Origin of the sequence: Streptomyces sp. NPDC086777, from assembly GCF_040702065.1 — a bacterium.
GTDB lineage: Bacteria > Actinomycetota > Actinomycetes > Streptomycetales > Streptomycetaceae > Streptomyces.
In genome coordinates this window covers 221,474-239,005 of sequence record NZ_JBFBJI010000010.1, presented here as the reverse complement: position 1 = coordinate 239,005, position 17,532 = coordinate 221,474, and the positions used below count along the sequence as shown (strand labels likewise).

Annotated in this window: 12 protein-coding genes and 1 tRNA gene; 9 read left to right on the top strand and 4 right to left on the bottom strand. The window is 73.2% G+C overall.

The window, feature by feature from the left end:
* Nucleotides 1–82 precede the first annotated feature (82 nt).
* The gene (orn, locus tag AB0472_RS17130; protein ID WP_366357255.1) at nucleotides 83–685 is read left to right on the top strand and encodes an oligoribonuclease; all 603 of its coding nucleotides are present in this window, start codon (nucleotides 83–85) and stop codon (nucleotides 683–685) included.
* Nucleotides 686–799: 114 nt separating this feature from the next.
* A tRNA-His gene (locus AB0472_RS17125) sits at nucleotides 800–875 on the top strand.
* Between the two features lie 141 nt (nucleotides 876–1,016).
* Here the strand turns inward: AB0472_RS17125 and AB0472_RS17120 are convergent.
* Nucleotides 1,017–4,031: a S53 family peptidase gene (locus AB0472_RS17120; RefSeq protein WP_366357254.1), complete on the bottom strand. Its 3,015-nt coding sequence runs from the start codon at nucleotides 4,029–4,031 to the stop codon at nucleotides 1,017–1,019.
* A gap of 530 nt (nucleotides 4,032–4,561) precedes the next feature.
* On the opposite strand from AB0472_RS17120, the gene AB0472_RS17115 reads away from it, so the two are divergent.
* From AB0472_RS17115 to AB0472_RS17100, 4 genes are all read left to right on the top strand, one after another.
* Complete coding sequence (locus AB0472_RS17115; protein ID WP_366357253.1) at nucleotides 4,562–5,377, top strand: alpha/beta fold hydrolase; 816 nt, start codon at nucleotides 4,562–4,564, stop codon at nucleotides 5,375–5,377.
* Nucleotides 5,374–6,201 (top strand): SDR family NAD(P)-dependent oxidoreductase, encoded by an 828-nt coding sequence (locus AB0472_RS17110; protein WP_366357252.1) that lies wholly within the window; start codon nucleotides 5,374–5,376, stop codon nucleotides 6,199–6,201. The genes AB0472_RS17115 and AB0472_RS17110 overlap by 4 nt, the downstream gene beginning before the upstream one ends.
* An 85-nt stretch (nucleotides 6,202–6,286) precedes the next feature.
* Entirely contained in the window at nucleotides 6,287–7,120 is an 834-nt protein-coding gene (locus AB0472_RS17105; RefSeq protein ID WP_366357251.1) for an alpha/beta hydrolase, read from the top strand.
* Nucleotides 7,121–7,284: 164 nt separating this feature from the next.
* Nucleotides 7,285–8,184 carry an alpha/beta hydrolase gene (locus tag AB0472_RS17100; protein WP_366357250.1) on the top strand — a complete coding sequence of 300 codons (900 nt, stop codon included), beginning with the start codon at nucleotides 7,285–7,287 and terminating at the stop codon, nucleotides 8,182–8,184.
* Nucleotides 8,185–8,188: 4 nt separating this feature from the next.
* On the opposite strand, the gene AB0472_RS17095 is transcribed toward AB0472_RS17100, so the two are convergent.
* Nucleotides 8,189–10,972 carry an AAA family ATPase gene (locus tag AB0472_RS17095; protein WP_366357249.1) on the bottom strand — a complete coding sequence of 928 codons (2,784 nt, stop codon included), beginning with the start codon at nucleotides 10,970–10,972 and terminating at the stop codon, nucleotides 8,189–8,191.
* An 85-nt stretch (nucleotides 10,973–11,057) separates the two neighbouring features.
* Nucleotides 11,058–13,772 carry an AAA family ATPase gene (locus AB0472_RS17090; RefSeq protein ID WP_366357248.1) on the bottom strand — a complete coding sequence of 905 codons (2,715 nt, stop codon included), beginning with the start codon at nucleotides 13,770–13,772 and terminating at the stop codon, nucleotides 11,058–11,060.
* 119 nt (nucleotides 13,773–13,891) lie between these two features.
* On the opposite strand from AB0472_RS17090, the gene AB0472_RS17085 reads away from it, so the two are divergent.
* The 3 genes from AB0472_RS17085 to AB0472_RS17075 all read left to right on the top strand — a co-directional run bounded on the left by AB0472_RS17085 (nucleotide 13,892) and on the right by AB0472_RS17075 (nucleotide 16,437).
* The gene (locus tag AB0472_RS17085) at nucleotides 13,892–14,467 is read left to right on the top strand and encodes a TetR family transcriptional regulator (protein ID WP_366357247.1); all 576 of its coding nucleotides are present in this window, start codon (nucleotides 13,892–13,894) and stop codon (nucleotides 14,465–14,467) included.
* Nucleotides 14,468–14,556: 89 nt separating this feature from the next.
* Nucleotides 14,557–15,351, top strand: coding sequence for an oxidoreductase (locus AB0472_RS17080; RefSeq protein WP_366357246.1), 795 nt, complete (start codon nucleotides 14,557–14,559; stop codon nucleotides 15,349–15,351).
* A 63-nt stretch (nucleotides 15,352–15,414) separates the two neighbouring features.
* On the top strand, nucleotides 15,415–16,437 hold the full coding sequence (locus AB0472_RS17075) for a methyltransferase (protein ID WP_366357245.1): 1,023 nt from the start codon (nucleotides 15,415–15,417) through the stop codon (nucleotides 16,435–16,437).
* Between the two features lie 15 nt (nucleotides 16,438–16,452).
* Here the strand turns inward: AB0472_RS17075 and AB0472_RS17070 are convergent, their stop codons facing one another.
* A complete protein-coding gene (locus AB0472_RS17070; protein ID WP_366357244.1) occupies nucleotides 16,453–17,508 on the bottom strand; it encodes a LacI family DNA-binding transcriptional regulator in 1,056 nt (351 codons plus the stop codon).
* Nucleotides 17,509–17,532: the final 24 nt, after the last annotated feature.

The following is a 17,532-nucleotide window of genomic DNA, read 5'->3' as shown; positions in this document are numbered from 1 at the left end:
CCGGGAGGGGGCGGCGGGTTCCGTGGGCGTCGGCGTTGCATCGGGGGACCACAAACGCCGACGTCAGCTTTAGGGTGGTCGCATGAACGATCGCATGGTGTGGATCGACTGCGAGATGACCGGCCTCTCGCTGTCCGACGACGCGCTCATCGAGGTGGCCGCGCTGGTCACCGACTCCGAGCTGAACGTGCTCGGCGAGGGCGTGGACATCGTCATCCGTCCGCCGGCCAAGGCACTGGAGACGATGCCGGAGGTGGTGCGGCAGATGCACACCACGTCCGGCCTGCTCGACGAGCTGGCCGGCGGCACGACGCTCGCCGAGGCCGAGGAGCAGGTCCTGGCCTACGTACGGGAACACGTGAAGGAACCCGGCAAGGCCCCGCTGTGCGGCAACTCCGTCGGTACCGACCGCGGCTTCCTGGCCCGGGACATGGCGGACCTGGAGGGATACCTCCACTACCGGATCGTCGACGTCTCCAGCGTCAAGGAGCTGGCCCGGCGCTGGTACCCGCGGGCGTACTTCAACAGCCCCGAGAAGAACGGCAACCACCGCGCCCTCGCCGACATCCGCGAGTCGATCGCCGAGCTGCGCTACTACCGCGAGGCCATCTTCGTCCCGCAGCCCGGCCCGGACTCGGACACCGCGCGGACGATCGCGGCCAAGCACGTCCTGCCTGCGGAATAGGCCCTCGCAAGGCCCCGGAAGCGGCTCCCGGAAAGCCGTGCGCGAGCACCCCTTCGGACCCTGTACACTTTTTCTCGGCCGGTCGGAGAAACCACAGAGTCACCGCCGGTCGTGGTGGGTGTAGCTCAGCTGGTAGAGCACCTGGTTGTGGTCCAGGATGTCGCGGGTTCGAGTCCCGTCACTCACCCCATGGGACAGGCCCGTGATCTGCGGAACGCAGATCACGGGCCTGTCCGTCGTTCGCCTCCGGGCGACGAGGACGGCGCATGACGGCGATGCCCCGCCGACCGTTCCGGTCGGCGGGGCATCGCTGTCGGGTCGTCGGTGGGCGTCAGCCGATGTAGCCGGCCACGTCCGCGATCACGTGGGTGGTGCTGTTCGTGTAGAAGTCCACCTTGCCGTCGGAGCCGACGGGCACCATGACCTGGTTGGCGACCGTCTTCCCCGACGCCCAGTTCAGGTTGGAGGCCGTCGGACGGCTGCCGCCGTCGGCCCAGGCGGTGAGGTAGCCGCTGCCCGTGGTGCCGGTGACGGTGACGGTCAGCACGACCGCCTTGACGCCGGTGGACGGGATGGCGTCGCGCCCCGAGATCTGCAGGGCCAGCGTCTTGCCGGCGCCCAGCGCCGTCGTCTGACGGGTGTCCAGCAGGCGCAGCGGGGTGACCGTGTGGAAGGCCGAGCCGCTGGTCGAGAAGTAGCCGGAGACGTCGGCGATCACGTGGCTGGTGCCGTGGACGTAGATGCTGACGTTGCCGTCGCTGCCGATCGGCACGACCACCAGGTTGGGGATGGTGGTCCCGGTGGCCGACCAGTTGACGTTGGACGCGGTCGGACGGGTGGCGCCTTCGGGGTAGGCCTCCAGGTAGCCCCCGCCGACGGTCTGGGTGGCCGTCAGGTTGAGCACCACGGAGGTGGCGGCGGTCGGCACGCCCCCATGGCCGCGGACCTTGAGGCTGACCACCGCGTTGGAGATCTTGCTGGTGGTGGAGATGCCGACCTTGGAGCGGGTGTCCAGCAGGCGGGCCGGCTTCAGCGCCGTGTACTTCGAGCCGGTGGTGCCGCTGGTGTAGTAGCCCTGGACATCGGCGATCACGTGGGTGGTGCTGCTCGTGTAGAGGTCGACCACGCCGTCGTCCGCGACCTTGACGGTCGCCGAGGCGGCGATGGTCTGGCTCGCGCCGTTCCAGTTGAGGTTGCTGGTCGCCGGCTTGCCGGTGCCGTCGGCCCAGGCGATCAACGAACCCGCGCCGGTGGTGCCGGTGACCGTGAGGTTGAGCACGACAGCGGTCACGCCGCTGCTGGGGATCCCTCCGGCGCCCTCGATCTTGACCGGGGCGGTGCCGCCCGCGACCAGGGGCTTCGTGGTCGGGATGGAACTGAGGCCCCAGCCGGTGCCGTTGCGGGTGTCCAGCAGGCGCTTGGGGCTGCTGAGCGGGTGGAAGGTGGAGGCTCCCGTGGCGGCCGTGCCCTTGGCCGCGCACAGTGCGGCGGTCAGGCCGGCCTCCTTGGGCGAGCCCAGGCCGGTCACCTCGTCGTAGCCGGCCGCCGCCGTGTAGCCGGTGGCGTGCACGGAGTTGTTGCCGCTGGTGACGTCCCAGAAGTTCGTCGGGTAGCTGCTCCGTGCGGCCTTGTAGAGGGCGTTGTTGAGGAAGCCGACCCGGCCGTTGGCCTGGCAGGCCGTGCCCGCGTTGGCCTGGACGATCGCGGCGGCCCAGGTCGGGGCCGCCCCGCTGGTGCCGCCGACGAGGCCGGGGACGGGGCTGGAGGACTCGCTGTCGTCCTGGAAGTAGATCGGGTACCCGTCGGCCGGGTCCGCCAGAGCGGAGACGTCCGGAACGGCGCGCTTGCCGGTGGTGGCGACACCGCCCTGGTAGACGACGGGAGCCCAGCGCGAGGAGACGCCACCACCGGTACCGCCGGAGGCGTTGCCCCACGTCGTCTGGGTCGTGGTGCTGCCCGAGGTGGTCATCGTGGTGCCGCCGACGCCGGTGACGTAGGGCTGGCTCGCGGGATCGTCGACGGCCTTGGCGGTGGAGCCGGTCGCGCGGTAGCAGTCGCTGGAGCCGTCGTCGCCCGAGGCGGCGACGACGCTCTGGCCCTGTGCGGCGGCCTCCGCGAAGATGGTGTTCTCGGCGTTCGCGGTCGCGCTGCTCTCGACCGCCTCGCACTCACCCCAGCTGGTGGAGATGACCTGCGCCTGGTCGTCGGTGACCATCCGCTGGTAGACGTCGAGCACGTTCTGGTCGGTCGCCGACGCGGCGTCCGGTCCCTGGTAGTCGATGACGGCGGCGCCGGGCACCAGGCCTATGAGGTCCTCGATGTCGAGCGCGGATTCCACGCCGACCTCTCCGTCGGTGGCCGGCGCGCCGGCCCCCGCCGTCGTGTCGACGTACACGTGGGACACCGAGGTGCTGGTACCGACGCAGGACTGGTAGGCGGCGATGCTGCCGGCGTCGACGTTCTCCAGTTCGAACACGGCCACGGTCTGCCCGGCACCGGCGGTCGCGGAGCTGGTCATCCCGTAGGCGCCGGCCAGCTTGCCGGGGCTGTAGTAGTCGGTGCCGTCGGTCAGGCCCGAGCCGGTGAAGTCGGCGCAGAGTGCCGGGGTGTACGTGTGCGGGGCCACCGTGCGCGAGCCGAGTCCGGAGGCGGTGGCGCCGGCCGAGCTGTGCCTGCTCGCGCGTCGTACCCCGGAGTGGTGGCTGCTGACGGTGTTGACGCTGCTCAGGCCGACGATCCCGGTCACCGAGGACGCCACGTCCGCGGGCAGCGCGGGGGCCGAGGTGTTGAGGTAGTCGGTGGTGCCGTCCTTGAGCCGGACGTCGTGGAAGCCGGTGCCGAAGGCGTGGGAGGCCTGCGCGGCGGTGGCGGTGACCGGGATGGACAGGCCGTCCGGGCTGACCTTGCCGGGAGAGAGACCGGCCGCCTTCAGCGCCTTCGAGACTCCCTCGATGGTGGCCCGCGTGGGGCCGAAGGCCGCGGCGAACTGCCCCTTGGCCAGGTACTGGTGATACTGGGCGTTCCCCGGTGTGGACACCGCGGTGACAAAGTCCGCCAGCGACTGCCGGTCACGCGGAGCCAGGTTCACGCTGAGGTGCAGCGTGGTGTCCGACGCGGTCGCGCCGGTCACCGTCGCACCGGTCGGGACCCTCGGGGCCGTCCCTATTCGCTCGGGTGCGCCCGGTCCGGCCGCTCCCCCCTGGGTGACCGCTCCAGCAGCGGTCCCGGTGACGGCGACGAGGGCGACGACAGCGACGGAAGCCGCGCTGATCACCCTGGCCCGTCTGCCGGTCTTGACTGCCGCGCGTCCGGGACGTCCCGGGGCGGCGTGGACCTTGTTGGCCATGCAGAAATCTCCTAAAAACTGACACGCCGTCACATCAGTGCCCGTTGACGGCGGTCGAAGCGTCACTCGGGCCGACAGGCGCGTCCACGCCCCACGGCGCGCAGGAGCTGTCCCCCTTAACCGAAGTGTGCGCATTTCCTATCAGATCAAGACCGTTGCTGTCCCTGTTCGTTCAAGAACCATGAACGGATCTTTACGCCGCCGCGGTGAACCGATCCTGCGCGTCCCCTCCAGGCCCTTCGCCCCACGGCCGGACAGCGGGCCCGGCACCGCGGGAGGCCGCCCGGCGTCCCGGTCACCGGCGATCCCGTGGCCGCGAGGTACACGGGAGTCCCGGCCACCGCCGACGTCTTCACGCGGGACAACGCGTGGACGATGCTCGAATCCCTGCGGATCCACGCCGGTGTCCTCGGGCCGTTCGGCGTCCACCCCCTGAACGACTGGGGTGGATCCCCGGTGCGAGAGAGCCGGGGGTCCTGGTGTCGTGTGCACATGCCGGGTCAGGACACCCACACGAGAGAGGCCCAGCCATGACCGTCCCCCTTCCCCTTCCCGTGGTCTTCATCCACGGACTCTGGCTGCACAGCACCTCCTGGCAGCCGTGGATCGACCTGTTCCGCGCCGAGGGTTACGACCCGTCCGCGCCCGGGTGGCCCGGCGACCCCGACACCGTCGAGGAGGCGCGCCGGAACCCCGAGAGCATCGCCGACCACGGCATCGACGAGGTCGTCGCGCACTACGCGGCCCTGATCGAGGCGCTGCCCGTGCGGCCCGTCCTGATCGGCCACTCGTTCGGCGGGATGATCGCGCAGAAGCTGCTCGGCCAGGACCGCGCCGCCGCGGCGGTCGCGATCGACGCCGCGCAGATCAAGGGCGTACTGCCGCTGCCGCTGTCCGCGCTGAAGGCGACGCTCCCGGTCTTCAGGAACCCGGCCAACCGGCACCGGTCGGTCTCCCTGACCGAGGAGCAGTTCCGGTTCGCCTTCGGCAACGCGGTCGCGGAGGAGGAATCGGCCGCCCTGTACGAACGCTGGACCATCCCCGCGCCGGGCAAGCCGCTGTACGAGGCCGCCGCCGCCAACTTCAACCCCCACTCGCCGGCCAAGGTCGACACGGACAACAGCGGGCGCGGCCCGCTGCTGCTCGTCTCCGGCGGCAAGGACCACACGGTGCCCGAGGTCGTCACCCGGGCCACCCTCAAGCAGTACCGGCACTCCGAGGCGGTCACCGACATCATCAACTTCCCCGACCGCGGGCACTCGCTGACGATCGACGGCGGCTGGCGCGAGGTCGCGGACACCGTTCTCACCTGGCTGCGGCAGCAGGACCTGGGGACCGGGCGATGAACTCCCGTCCCCGGGCGGCCGGAACGTCCGGCGCCGACGCGGGCCCGGACGGACGGACCGTCGTGGTCACCGGCGCCGGGCGCGGCATCGGGCTGGCCGTCGTCGAGGCCTTCCTCGCGGCCGGCTCCCGCGTCGTCGCGGGTTCCAGGGAACGTACCGAGGCCCTCGACGAGCACGTGAAGCGCGGGGCCGAGCTCACCGTCGTGGAGGTCGACCTCGCGGCGCCCGACGGCCCGGCCGCGCTGGTCGCCGAGGCGGTGGCCGTCCATGGCGGTGTCGACGTCCTGGTGAACAACGTCGGGGCGGTGCGGCCGCGGGTGGACGGCTTCCTGGGCGTGACCGACGAGGACTGGGAGTGGACGTTCACGGTCAACTTCATGGCCGCCGTCCGTGCCACCCGGGCCGCCCTGCCGCACCTGCTCGCCACCGGCGCCGGACGGATCGTCACCGTCTCCTCGGTCAACGCCCGGCTGCCGGACCCGCTGGTCATCGACTACGGGGCGGCGAAGGCGGCGCTGACCAACTTCTGCAAGGCCCTGTCCAAGGAGGTGGGACCCCACGGTGTGCGGGTGAACACCGTGGGTCCCGGACCGGTGGAGACGGCTCTGTGGCAGGGCGCCGGCGGCGTCGCCGACACGGTCGGCCGGTCCCGGGGCGTCGACCCCCTGGAGGTGGCCCGCGGCGCGGCCGGCCAGTCGGTGACCGGCCGCTTCACCCGGCCGTCGGAGGTCGCCGACCTCGTGGTCTACCTCGCCGGTCCACAGGCCGCGAACATCACCGGCGCCGACTTCGTCATCGACGGCGGCCTCGTCGAGTCCCTCTGACCCGCCGTCACGGCACGCCGTCCGTCCCACCGCCCCGGCGCCCCCAGCGCGCGCCGGTCCGCCGAACCCACGAAGGGAAACCGACTTGCCGTACATCACCGTCGGCCAGGAGAACTCCGCCGGTATCGAGCTGTACTACGAGGACCACGGGAGCGGGCAGCCCGTCGTGCTGATCCACGGCTACCCACTGGACGGCCACTCGTGGGAGAAGCAGCTCCCGGCCCTGCTCGGCGCCGGCCACCGGGTCATCACGTACGACCGGCGCGGCTTCGGCCGGTCGTCGCAGCCGACCACGGGCTACGACTACGACACGTTCGCGGCGGACCTCAACGCGGTGCTGACCGAGCTGGACCTCACCGACGCGGTCCTCGTCGGGTTCTCCATGGGCACCGGGGAGGTCGGACGCTACCTGGGGACGTACGGCTCGCAGCGCGTCGCCAAGGCCGCCTTCCTGGCTTCCCTGGAACCGTTCCTGCTCAAGACCGACGACAACCCGGACGGCGTCGACCAGTCCGTCTTCGACGGCATCCTGGAGGCGGTCACCAAGGACCGCTACGCCTACTTCACCGGCTTCTACGAGGCGTTCTACAACCTCGACGAGACGCTCGGCGAGCGGATCAGCGAGGAGGCCGTGCGGGCCGGTTGGAACGTGGCGGCGGGCGCCTCGGCGCACGCGTCGGTGGCCTGCGTGCCCACCTGGATCACCGACTTCCGCGCCGATGTCGCCAGGATCGACGTACCGACGCTGATCCTGCACGGAACCGGCGACCGGATCCTGCCGATCGACTCCACCGGCCGGCCGTTCCGCGCCCTGCTGCCCTCGGCCGAGTACGTCGAGATCGAGGGCGCCCCGCACGGGCTGCTGTGGACGCACGCCGAAGAGGTCAACGCCGCGCTGCTGGCCTTCCTGGCCAAGTAGCCGCCAGGCCGGGCCCCGCACCGGGAGCCCGCCGTGCGCGCACCGGTCGGCGCGTCCTCGCACCGGGGTTGCTCCCCGGTGCGAGCGGTGCGCCGGCCGGTGTGGAACACAGCCCGTCGGCGCGGTCGGCGCCGACGGGAAACGGACACGAGGAGGAGGCGGCGATGACCGGATCCGGAGCGCCGAGGATGACGGATCACGACGGCGTCCCGCTCGTCCACGGCCGGCCCCGGGTCAACGGGGTCGACCTGCACTGTGCGACGGGCGGCAGCGGCGACCCGGTCGTCCTGATCCACGGGGTGCCGAAGACCATGTTCTTCTGGCGCCACGTCATCCCGCTGCTCACGCCGCACCACACGGTCGTCGCGGTGGACCTGCGGGGGTTCGGCGGCTCCGGACGTACGGTGTCCGGGTACGACACCCGGACCCTGGCCGCCGACGTCGCCGCGCTCATGGCGGCGCTGGGACACGACCGGTACCGGGTGGTGGGCGAGGACTGGGGTGCGGCCGTCGCCTACGCCGTGGCGGCCTTCCACCGGCCGAAGGTCGTCCAGCTCGTCTTCCAGGAGACCAGACTGCCCGGCCTGCCGGTGCCGGTCCTCGAGGGGCTCGCCGCCGAGGATCCCCGCACCGGCTGGCACCGCTCGCTGTTCGGCCTCCCGCACTACCCCGAACTGCTGATGGCCGGCCGTGAACGTGCCTTCTGGACGTACTTCATGCGGCGGATCATGTGGGACCCGAGTGCGTACACGGACGCCGACGAGGACGAGTACACCCGAGGGCTCGAAGAACCGGGCGGCAACCACGCGGTGTTCGAGCTGTACCGGGCGACCGGGACCGACGCCGAGCAGAACCGGCCGCAGTTCGCCGTCCCGCTGGAGTGCCCGGTGCTGGCCGTCGGGGGCCGCGCCTACCTCGCCGCGGAGCCCGGGGAGCAGATGGCCCAGGTCGCGGTGGACGTCACGCCGGTCGTGATCGAGCGGGCGGGGCACAACATCCCGTTGGAGGCTCCCGCCGAACTCGCGCGCCGGTACCTCGATTTCTTCGCGTCCGCGCGGGCATGACGGGTCAGCTCCCGCTCGCCGGGCCGGGTTCGCCGGTCGCGCGCGGGATCTGCCTCCGGGAGGTGATGCCGAGTTTGCGGAACACCTTGTTCAGATGGAACTCGACGGTCGAGGCGGTGACGAACAACCGCGACGCGATCTCCGCGTTGGTCAGCCCCACGGCGGCCATGGCGGCCACCTGCCGCTCCCGTGGGGTGAGATCGAACCTGGTCTCCTCGGTCCGTCTGCGGGCGGTCTCGCCGGTGGCCAGCAGCTCGGCCCGGGCCCGCTCGGCGAAGGGCGCCGCGCCGAAGGCCGCGAAGCTCTCGTACGCGGCGCGCAGCTGCTGCCTGGCATCGGAGCGCCGCTTGCGGCGCCGGAGCCACTCGCCGAACAGCAGCCGGGCGCGGGCCCGTTCCAGGGCCAGCGGCCCCTGCCCCAGCAGTTCGACCGCCTCCTGGTAGAGCGGCGCGGCATCGTCGCCCCGGGCCGTCAGCGCCCGGCCGAGGGCCTGGGTGCCCAGGGCCCACGGAGTACCGGCGAGCGGCGCCCGCTCCTCCAGCCGGCGCAGGGCCCGCGCCACGCCGTCCCGGTCACCGGCGCGGACACCGGCCTCGACGAGCAGCGGCAGGACCAGGTTGCCGCAGGTCGGAGGGTCCTGCTCGAACACCGCCGACGCGTGCTGCATCGCCTGCCGGTAGTGGCCCTGCCCCAGCTCGAAGAGGGTCAGCGCGTGCTGCGCCATCAGCTGGAGCACGCCGTGGCCCAGGCTCCTCATCCCCGCGGTCCGCCGCACCGCCGCCCGCAGCTCCGCCTCCCGGCCGGTCAGGGCGAGCAGGTGGAGCCTGTTGATGTCGCCGCCGCCGGGGAACCCGGTGGCGGCCGCGATGTCGTCGAACTCGGCGTAGCGGGCCTCCGCCTGCGTGAACCGCCCGTCCAGGAGTTCGTAGCGGGCCTCGACGAGCAGGGTGATGCCCAGTGCGTACAGCGCGCCGGCGTCGCGGTCCGCCGCCGCCAGGCGGGCGGCGAGTTCCCGCCCGGCCCGGACGTCCCACAGGTCGTCGCACGCCATCAGCAGCATCACCGCGAACGGGCTGCGTGCGTCCCCGATCTCACGGCCGCCCCGCAGCCCGTCCAGCGCGGCCCGCAGTACGGGGGCGCCGCGCTCGTACCCCTCGGACACGCGGCGCGCCAGGCCCTCCATGAGCAGGTCCCGGCCGCGTGTCGCGGGGTCCGGGTCGCGGCGGGCGGCGACGACGGCCGCCCCGACCTCGGCCGGCGAGGTGCCCCGTACGGCGTCGTGGGCGACCAGTGCCGCGTGCAGTGCCTCACCGAGCAACTCCGAGGTCAGCCGTGGGTCCCGCGCCCCGAGCCGCGTCACGGCGTCCATCAGCGTCGCCGGGACATCGGCGACGGCGAGCCGGAACATCTGCGCGGTCGCCCGCATCCGCAGCTCGCGGGCGCGCATCACCGGGTCCCGGATGTCGGCGCCCGCCCGCTCCAGCGCGGCCCCTGCCGCCGGTGCGTCGCCGGACATCAGATGGGCCTGCGCCGCGGCCAGCAGCCGCTCGGCCCGGATGTCCGGGTCGCCGGTGAGATCGGCGGCGCGCGACAGGAACAGGGCCTGCTGGGAGTGGCCGCCGCGGGCGCGGGCGCGCTCGGAGGCGGCCTCCAGGTCGTCGGCTACGCCGTCGGCCAGGCCCTCGGCGGCCTCCGCCCGGTGCCAGGCGCGGCGGTCGGCGTCCGCCACGGGGTCGCAGGCGGCGGCCAGTGCCGCGTGCGCGCGGCGGCGCTCGCCGGGTTCGGCCGCGGCGTAGACCGCCGAGCGGATCAGGGGATGCCGGAAGCCGGGCGGTGTGTCCGGGGCGAGGATTCCCGCGGCGACCGCCGGCTCGACGGCGCCGGCCGGCAGGCCGAGCCGCCCGGCGGCCCGCCACACCGTTCCCGTGTCGTCCGCGGGGGTCGCGGCGAGCAGCAGCAACAGGGATCCGGTGGCCGGCGGCAGGGAGCGGACCAGGCGCCGGAAGTGCCCCTCCAGCAGCCGGCCCGCCGGCAGCGGATCGGGCAACGGCGCGACACCGGCGAGCTGTTCGGCGGCGAGGGTGTCGGCCAGCTCCAGCAGCGCGAGCGGATTGCCGCCGGTACCGGCGACGATCCGGCCGGCCACCGCCGGGTCCACCCGCCGGTCGCCGACGGCGAGCAGGGCCCTGGCCTCCGGGTCCGGCAGACCGGTCACGGTGTGCACGGCGAGCGCGCCGAACAGGGCGTGGTCACCGAGTCCGGCGCGGACGGCGATGATCAGGCCCAGGGAGTCGGCGTGCAGCCGGCGGGCGGTGAACGCGAGCGCCTCGGCCGACTCCCGGTCCAGCCATTGCGCGTCGTCGAGCAGGATCAGCAGCGGCTGCTCGGCGGCGGCCTCGGACAGCAGGGTCAGCGTCGCCAGCCCGACCAGGCAGCGGTCCGCGGGCGGTCCCGAGTCGAGGCCGAGGGCCGCCTCCAGCGCGGCCCGCTGCGGTCCGGGCAGCCGGCCCGTCCGGTTCAGGAACGGCCGCAGCAGCCGGTACAGCGCGCCGAAGCCGAGACCGGTCTCGGGCTCGACCGCGGTCAGCCGGACCACGCGGAGTCCCGCGGCCCGGGCCGCTGCGTACCCGAGGAGCCGGGTCTTGCCGATCCCGGGTTCGCCGGTCAGGACCAGGGCTCCGCCGAGGCCGTCGCGCACCGTGTCGAGCAGTCGCGCGATGGCCTCGCGTTCGGGGTGGCGGCCCACCATCGGCGGATCGGATGCCGGCTGGACGCCGTTCCACCCCATCGGACCGCTCCCCTCGTGTCGATGTCCTGACCTGGGGAACGCTAGGAACGCCGGGCGGCCGGAAGCGAGCGTCATGTGACGGTGGTCAGCCCAGCGCGCCGACCACCGTCCGCAGCTCGGCGCGGGAGGCCACGCCCAGCTTGGGGAAGATCCGGTGGAGGTGCGAGCTGACGGTGCGGTGCGAGAGGTAGAGCCGCTGGCCTATCTCGCGGTTGGTCAGCCCGGCCGCGGCGAGCCGGACGATCTGCAGTTCGTGGGCGGTCAGCCGGTCCCGGGCGTCCGGGGCCCGGCGGCGGCTGGTCTCGCCGGCCGCGCGCAGTTCCTGGCGGGCCCGCTCCCCCCAGGGGATCGCGCCGAGCGCGTCGAACATGTCGCGGGCGGCACGGAGGTGGTCGCGGGACTCGACCCTGCGTCGCCGGCGCCGCAGCCATTCGCCGTGGGCCAGGTGGGTCCGGGCCCTGATCAGCGGCCACGCGCCGAGGTCGGCGCTCAGCGCGTCCGTGAAGAGCGGGCCGGCGTCCTCCTCCGCGGCCAGCAGGGCCCGGACCAGACGCAGTTCGGCGTGCAGGACCGGGGCGGGGGTCACCGTGGCGACCTGCTCCAGCTCCGTCACGACCGGGAGCACGTCGGCCGACCGTCCGCAGTGTGTCGCCGCGTCGACGAGGTCGCCCACGGTCGTCAGCCGCAAGGCGATCTGGAACGCGGGATCCGCCGGGTCGTGCAGTCTGCGGAGGTGACCGTAGGCCTCCTCGAACCGGCCCGCGCCCAGTGCGGCCAGCCCGCGTGCCGTGGTCGCGGTGGCCAGCACCGGACGTGCCCCGGCCGGCAGTCCGATCCCCTCCGCCTCCTCGGCCAGCCCCAGGGCGGTGTCGGCCTCGCCGCGCAGCGCGGCCAGCTTGGCCGCGGTGGCGGTCATCAGCGCGTACATCATCGTCTGGCTGGTCTCGCGCGCCAGCCTCCGCGACTCCTCGGTCGCGGTGATCGCCGCGCCGAGGTCGCCGACCACGAGGGCGCTCCAGGCGTCCGCGCCGACCGTCCTGGCCAGCAGCCCCAGGCGGCCCTGGGCACGCAGCGGTGCGCTGCCGGCCGCCGAGAACGCCCGCGTCAGGTGGAAGCCGCCGACGAGCAGCGACGCGGTGCTGAGCATGCGGTAGGCGCGGCCGTCGTCGCCCTCCTGCGGGGCGGCGCGCCGGGCGCGGTCCAGGACGTAGGCACCACGGTCGACCGGCGCGGCGTAGGCGCAGATGGCCAGGCGCCACGGATCGAGTTCGTCGAGCTCCAGCCGCTCCACGGCCTGCAGCACCGTGCGGCGGGCCGCCGGGCCGGGATCGGTCCAGAAGCACAGCTGCGCGGCGCTCCACAGGATCCGCAGCGCCAGCGTGCGGTCCTCCGCGGCCATCTCCCCGGCGAGTGCCGTCAACGGGTTGGCGCCGGACGAGTGGCTGAGCAGTCCCTCGTCGAAGCTGCCGCGGAGCCAGACGACCGTGGCGTGCTGCCGTCGCGACAGCGGCCCGGTGAGCGCCTGGTCCAGCAGCCGGGTCACGGTCTCGGGACGGCCGAGCTCGACGGCGAAGTCCGCGGCCCGCAGCAGGCGTTCGGCTCGGCGGTCGGCGTCCTCGCTGAGGGCTGCGGCCTGTTCGAGGGCCGTCACGGCCGCCGCGATGCCGCCGCGGCGGGCGGCCCGGTGCGCGGCGTCCTCCAAGGCGGCGGCGACCGCCTCCTCCGGGGCGTGGGCGGCCGCGGCCCGGTGCCGTAGCTGCCGGTCGGGGTGGTCGCCGAGCACGGCGGCGAGTGCGGCGTGCGCGGTGTGGCGGACGCCGACGGGCATGGTCTGGTGGATCGCCGACCGCATCAGCGGATGCCCGAACTGCACTTCGGTACCGACGACCTGGACGAGCCGGGCGCGCACGGCCGGGTCGAGTTCCGCGGGGCCTGCCGTCACGCCGGTGAGCCGCCGGGTCGCCCGGCAGATCTCGGTGAGCGACGGGCTGTCGTTGAGAGCCGCGATCCGGAGCATGCTGCGGGTGATGTCGGGCAGGGTCTCCAGGCGGTCGGTGAAGGCCCGTTCGAGCCGCTCGGTGAGCGGCAGCCGGGGCAGGTGCGGATCGGCCGACGCGCCGAGGGTACGGGAGAGCTCCGTCAGGGCCAGGGGGTTCCCGGCGGCCGCGGCCAGCAGCCGGCGGTGCGCGGTCGGGCGCAGCCCGGGGGCGCGTGCCGCGAGGAGTTCGGCGGCCTGGCCGTCGGTGAGCGGGCCCAGCGTCACGGAGGTGAGTTCGTCGGAGTCCAGACGCGAACGGTAGCCGTCACGTGCGGCTCCCACCACGACGACCGGCTCGGTGCCGACCCTGCGCGCCACGAAGGCCAGGACACTGGCGGTGGCGTCGTCGAGCCACTGGACGTCGTCGACGAGGACCAGCACCGGCGCGGTCGCGGCCGCGTCGGCCAGGAGGTTGAGGACGGCCAGACCGACCAGGAAGACGTCGGGGACTCCCGCCTCGGCGTGTCCGAGGGCGGTGTCCAGTGCCTGCCGGTGCGGCGTGGCCAGCTCGGCGGCCCCTGCGGCCAGCGGGCGCAGGACGAGTTGCAGACCGGCGTAGGGGATGTCGCTCTCGGCCTCGGCGCCGCTGGTGCGCAGGACCCGGTGGCCGAGGCCCTCGGCGAGGGCGGCCGCCTCGGCGAGCAACGCCGTCTTCCCGATGCCGGGGGCGCCGCGGACCAGCACCGCGCTGCCCTGGCCTCCCGGCCGGGCCAGCAGCCGGCGCAGCAGATCCAGCTGGTCGTCCCGGCCGACGAGCTCCACGTTCCCCCCACCGGCCGGCTCCCCGGACTCGGTCTTCCGGAGGAGTCAGATTACTGCGCCCCCGAGCCGGGCCACCAATAGTGGATTGACTAATCCACAAACTGGGCTACTCTTTCCCCATGGCACGCATCAGGGAGTTCGACATAGACCAGGCGACAGACCGCGCCATGGACCTGTTCTGGCGCCGCGGCTACGCCGAGACCTCCCTGCAGGACCTGCTGCAGGAGCTGGCCATCGGCAGCGGCAGCTTCTACGCGGCCTTCGGGTCGAAGGAGCAGCTCTACGTCCGCGCCCTGGAGCGCTACACCTCGCTCCAGGGCGGCGACCTGGCGGAGGTCCTCGACGGGTCGACCGAGATCCGGCCCGCGATCCGCAAGGTGCTCGGCTCCATGATGGAGGCGGACCTGGCCGACCCCACGCGCGGCTGCCTCGTGGTCAACGCCTCGGCGCACTGCGCCGAGCAGCCGGCCACGGCGGACCGGGTCAACGCCGCCGTCCGGCAGGTCGAGTCCCTTCTCGCCGGCGCGCTGGAGCAGGCGCAGGCCCGGGGCGAGATCGCCCCGGACAAGGACCCGAGGAAGCTGGCCCGGTTCCTCACCACGTTCATCCAGGGCATCCGCGTCGTGGGCCAGGCACGCACGGGCCGGGAGTTCACGGAGGACGCCCTGGACACCGCGATGCGCGCACTGGACTGACCGCCCCGGACCGGCTCCGCCTTCGCGGCGCCCGCACCGTCATCACTCATACCGTAATTCTGTATTACTCAATCCAGAAAGAGACTGTCATGGAACTGCACCTCAAGGACAAGGTCGCCGTCGTCACCGGAGCCAGCAAGGGCATCGGCCTGGCCGTCGTCGAGAAGCTGGCCGGCGAGGGCGTCAAGGTCGTGGCCGGCAGCCGCTCCTCCACTCCCGAGCTGGACGCCCTCGCGGCCCGCCACGACGTCACGTTCGTACCGGTCGACCTGTCCACCACAGCGGGCGCCGAGTCCCTGATCCAGCAGGCCCTGGAACGCCACCGGCGCCTGGACATCCTGGTCAACAACGTCGGCGCCGCCGAGCCGCGCGAGTCGTTCCTCAAGGTCGGCGACGCCGACTGGCAGCGGATCTTCGACCTGACCTTCTTCAGCGCCGTCCGCGCCAGCCGCGCCGCCCTCCCCCACCTGATCGCGGCGGGCGACGCGGCCATCGTCAACATCAGCTCGATCAACGCCCGGCTGCCCTTCCCCATGGTGGTCGACTACTCGGCGGCCAAGGCCGCACTGACCAACCTCAACAAGTCCCTGTCCGAGGAGTTCGCGCCCCAGGGCGTACGCGTCAACGCCATCGCGCCGGGCCCGGTCCGCACGCCGTTCTGGACCGCGCCGGGCGGCTTCGCCGACGCCACCGCCGCGGCCGCCGGGGCCACCGCGCAGGAGGCGCTGGACGTCATCGTGCCGCAGAGCATGGGCATCACGTCGGGACGCATCAGCGAGGCGCACGAGATCGCCGACCTCGCCCTGTTCCTCGCCTCCCCCCTGGCCGCCAACATCACCGGCACGGAGATGGTCGTCGACGGCGGCCAGATCAAGACGCTCTGAGGCCCGAACGCACCGGAGCCGTTCACCGTCCGGAACCCGACCCGACCCAAGTGGAGAAAAGCAATGTCGGTCGACGCACCGATCACCCCCGAGCCGCTGCTCCGGCTCGGCCTTGGCTTCATGGCTTCCAAGACGCTGCTGAGCGCGGTGGAGCTCGGAGTCTTCAGCACGCTGGCCGCCGGCGGCCGCGACCGTGAGTCCCTCGCCTCCGAGGTGGGCCTGCACCCCAGATCCGCCGCGGACTTCCTCGACGCCCTCGTCTCGCTCGAGGTACTGGCCCGCGACGAGGACGGCACCTACCGCAACACCCCGGCCGCGGACGCGTTCCTGGACCGCGCCAAGCCGTCGTACGTGGGGGGCATCCTGGAGATGGCCAACGCGCGCCTCTTCGGCTTCTGGAACAACCTCACCGACGCGCTGCGGACCGGCGCCCCGCAGAACGAGGTCGCGCACAGCGGCGCCCCGTTCTTCGCGACGCTCAGCCAGGACCCGGTCGCCTGGCGCACCTTCCTCAACGGCATGAACGGCGTCAGCACGCCCCTCGCCGCGGCGCTGGCCGCCGACTTCGACTGGACCGGCCGCCGCCGCGTCGTCGACCTCGGCGGCGCCCTCGGCGCCGTACCCGCCGCCGTCCTGCGCTCCCACCCCGAGATCACCGGCGGCGTCTTCGAACTTCCCCCCGTCGGGCCGGTGTTCGAGGAATTCGTCGCCGCCCATGGCCTGACCGGCCGACTCACCTTCCACGGCGGGGACTTCTTCACCGACCCGCTGCCCGAGGCCGACGTCTACGTCATGGGACAGATCCTCCACGACTGGAACCCGGAGCAGCGTCGGTTCCTGCTCCAGAAGGCCTACGACGCGCTGCCCGAGGGCGGCACCCTCATCGTCTACGACGCCATGATCGACGACGAGCGCCGCCACAACACCTACGGTCTGACGCTGTCGCTCAACATGCTCATCGACACGGAGGGCGGTTCCGAGTACACGGTCGCGGACGTCACCGAGTGGCTCCGGGCCGCCGGCTTCGCCAAGGTGGAGGCCCGGCACCTCATCGGCGGCTACACCGCCGCCTACGCCACCAAGTGACCCGCCCCCGGCGGACTAGGAGGATGCCCGGGCCACCAGTGCCGTCGGCAGCACCGCGTGCCGGCGCTCCAGCCCCCGGGCTGCGGCCGGACGCCGGTCGGCGATCTCGGCCAGCAGCAGGTCGATCATCGCGCGGCCCATCCCCTCGATCGGCTGGCGGACGCTGGTGAGCGGCGGGTCCATGTGGCGGGCGATGGCCGAGTCGTCGTACCCGACCAGCGCCACGTCCTCGGGGATACGGCGGCCCGCCACGCGCAGCACCTGGCGGGCGCCCGCCGCCATCACGTCGGAGCCGGCGAACACGGCGTCCAAACGGGGCTCGCGCTCCAGCAGCCGGGCCATCGCACGCCGGCCGCCCTCCTCGGTGAAGTCACCCGGCTCGATGAGGAGTTCGTCCGCCGCACGGCCGGCGTCACGCAGCGCGTCGCGGTAGCCGTCGACGCGGCGCTGGGCTCCGTACACGTCGAGCCGGCCGGTGATGTGGGCGATCGTGCGGCGGCCCCGGGTCAGCAGGTGCTCCACGGCCGACCGGGCGCCGCCGTAGTTGTCGGAGTCCACCGAGGTCAGCGTCTCCTCCGCCGAGCGCGGGCCGCTGATCACGGCCGGGATCTCCAGCTGGGCGAGCAGGTCGGGCAACGGGTCGTCGGCGTGCACGGACACCAGCAGCACGCCGTCCACCCGGTGCGCGGCCAGGTACTGGGCGAGCCGGCGCCGCTCGCGGTCGCTGCCCGCGAAGATCAGCAGCAACTGCATCTCGGTGTCGGAGAGTTCGGCACCGACGCCGCTGAGCATGTCGGAGAAGTACGGCTCCGCGAAGAACCGGGTCTCCGGCTCGGGAACGACCAGCGCGATCGCGTCCGTGCGGTTGGCGGCCAGCGCGCGGGCTGCGGTGTTGGGGACGTAGCCGAGCTCGTTGACGGCCGCCTCCACGGCCGCCCGGGTCGCGTCGCTGACCCGGGGCGAGCCGTTGATCACGCGCGACACCGTGCCGCGGCCCACCCCGGCCCTGGCGGCGACCTCCTCCAGGGTCGGCCGCCGAGTGCCTCGGCCCCGCTCACCCTTGACCGTCATCGTCGCCGCCTTCCGTTCGCAGCC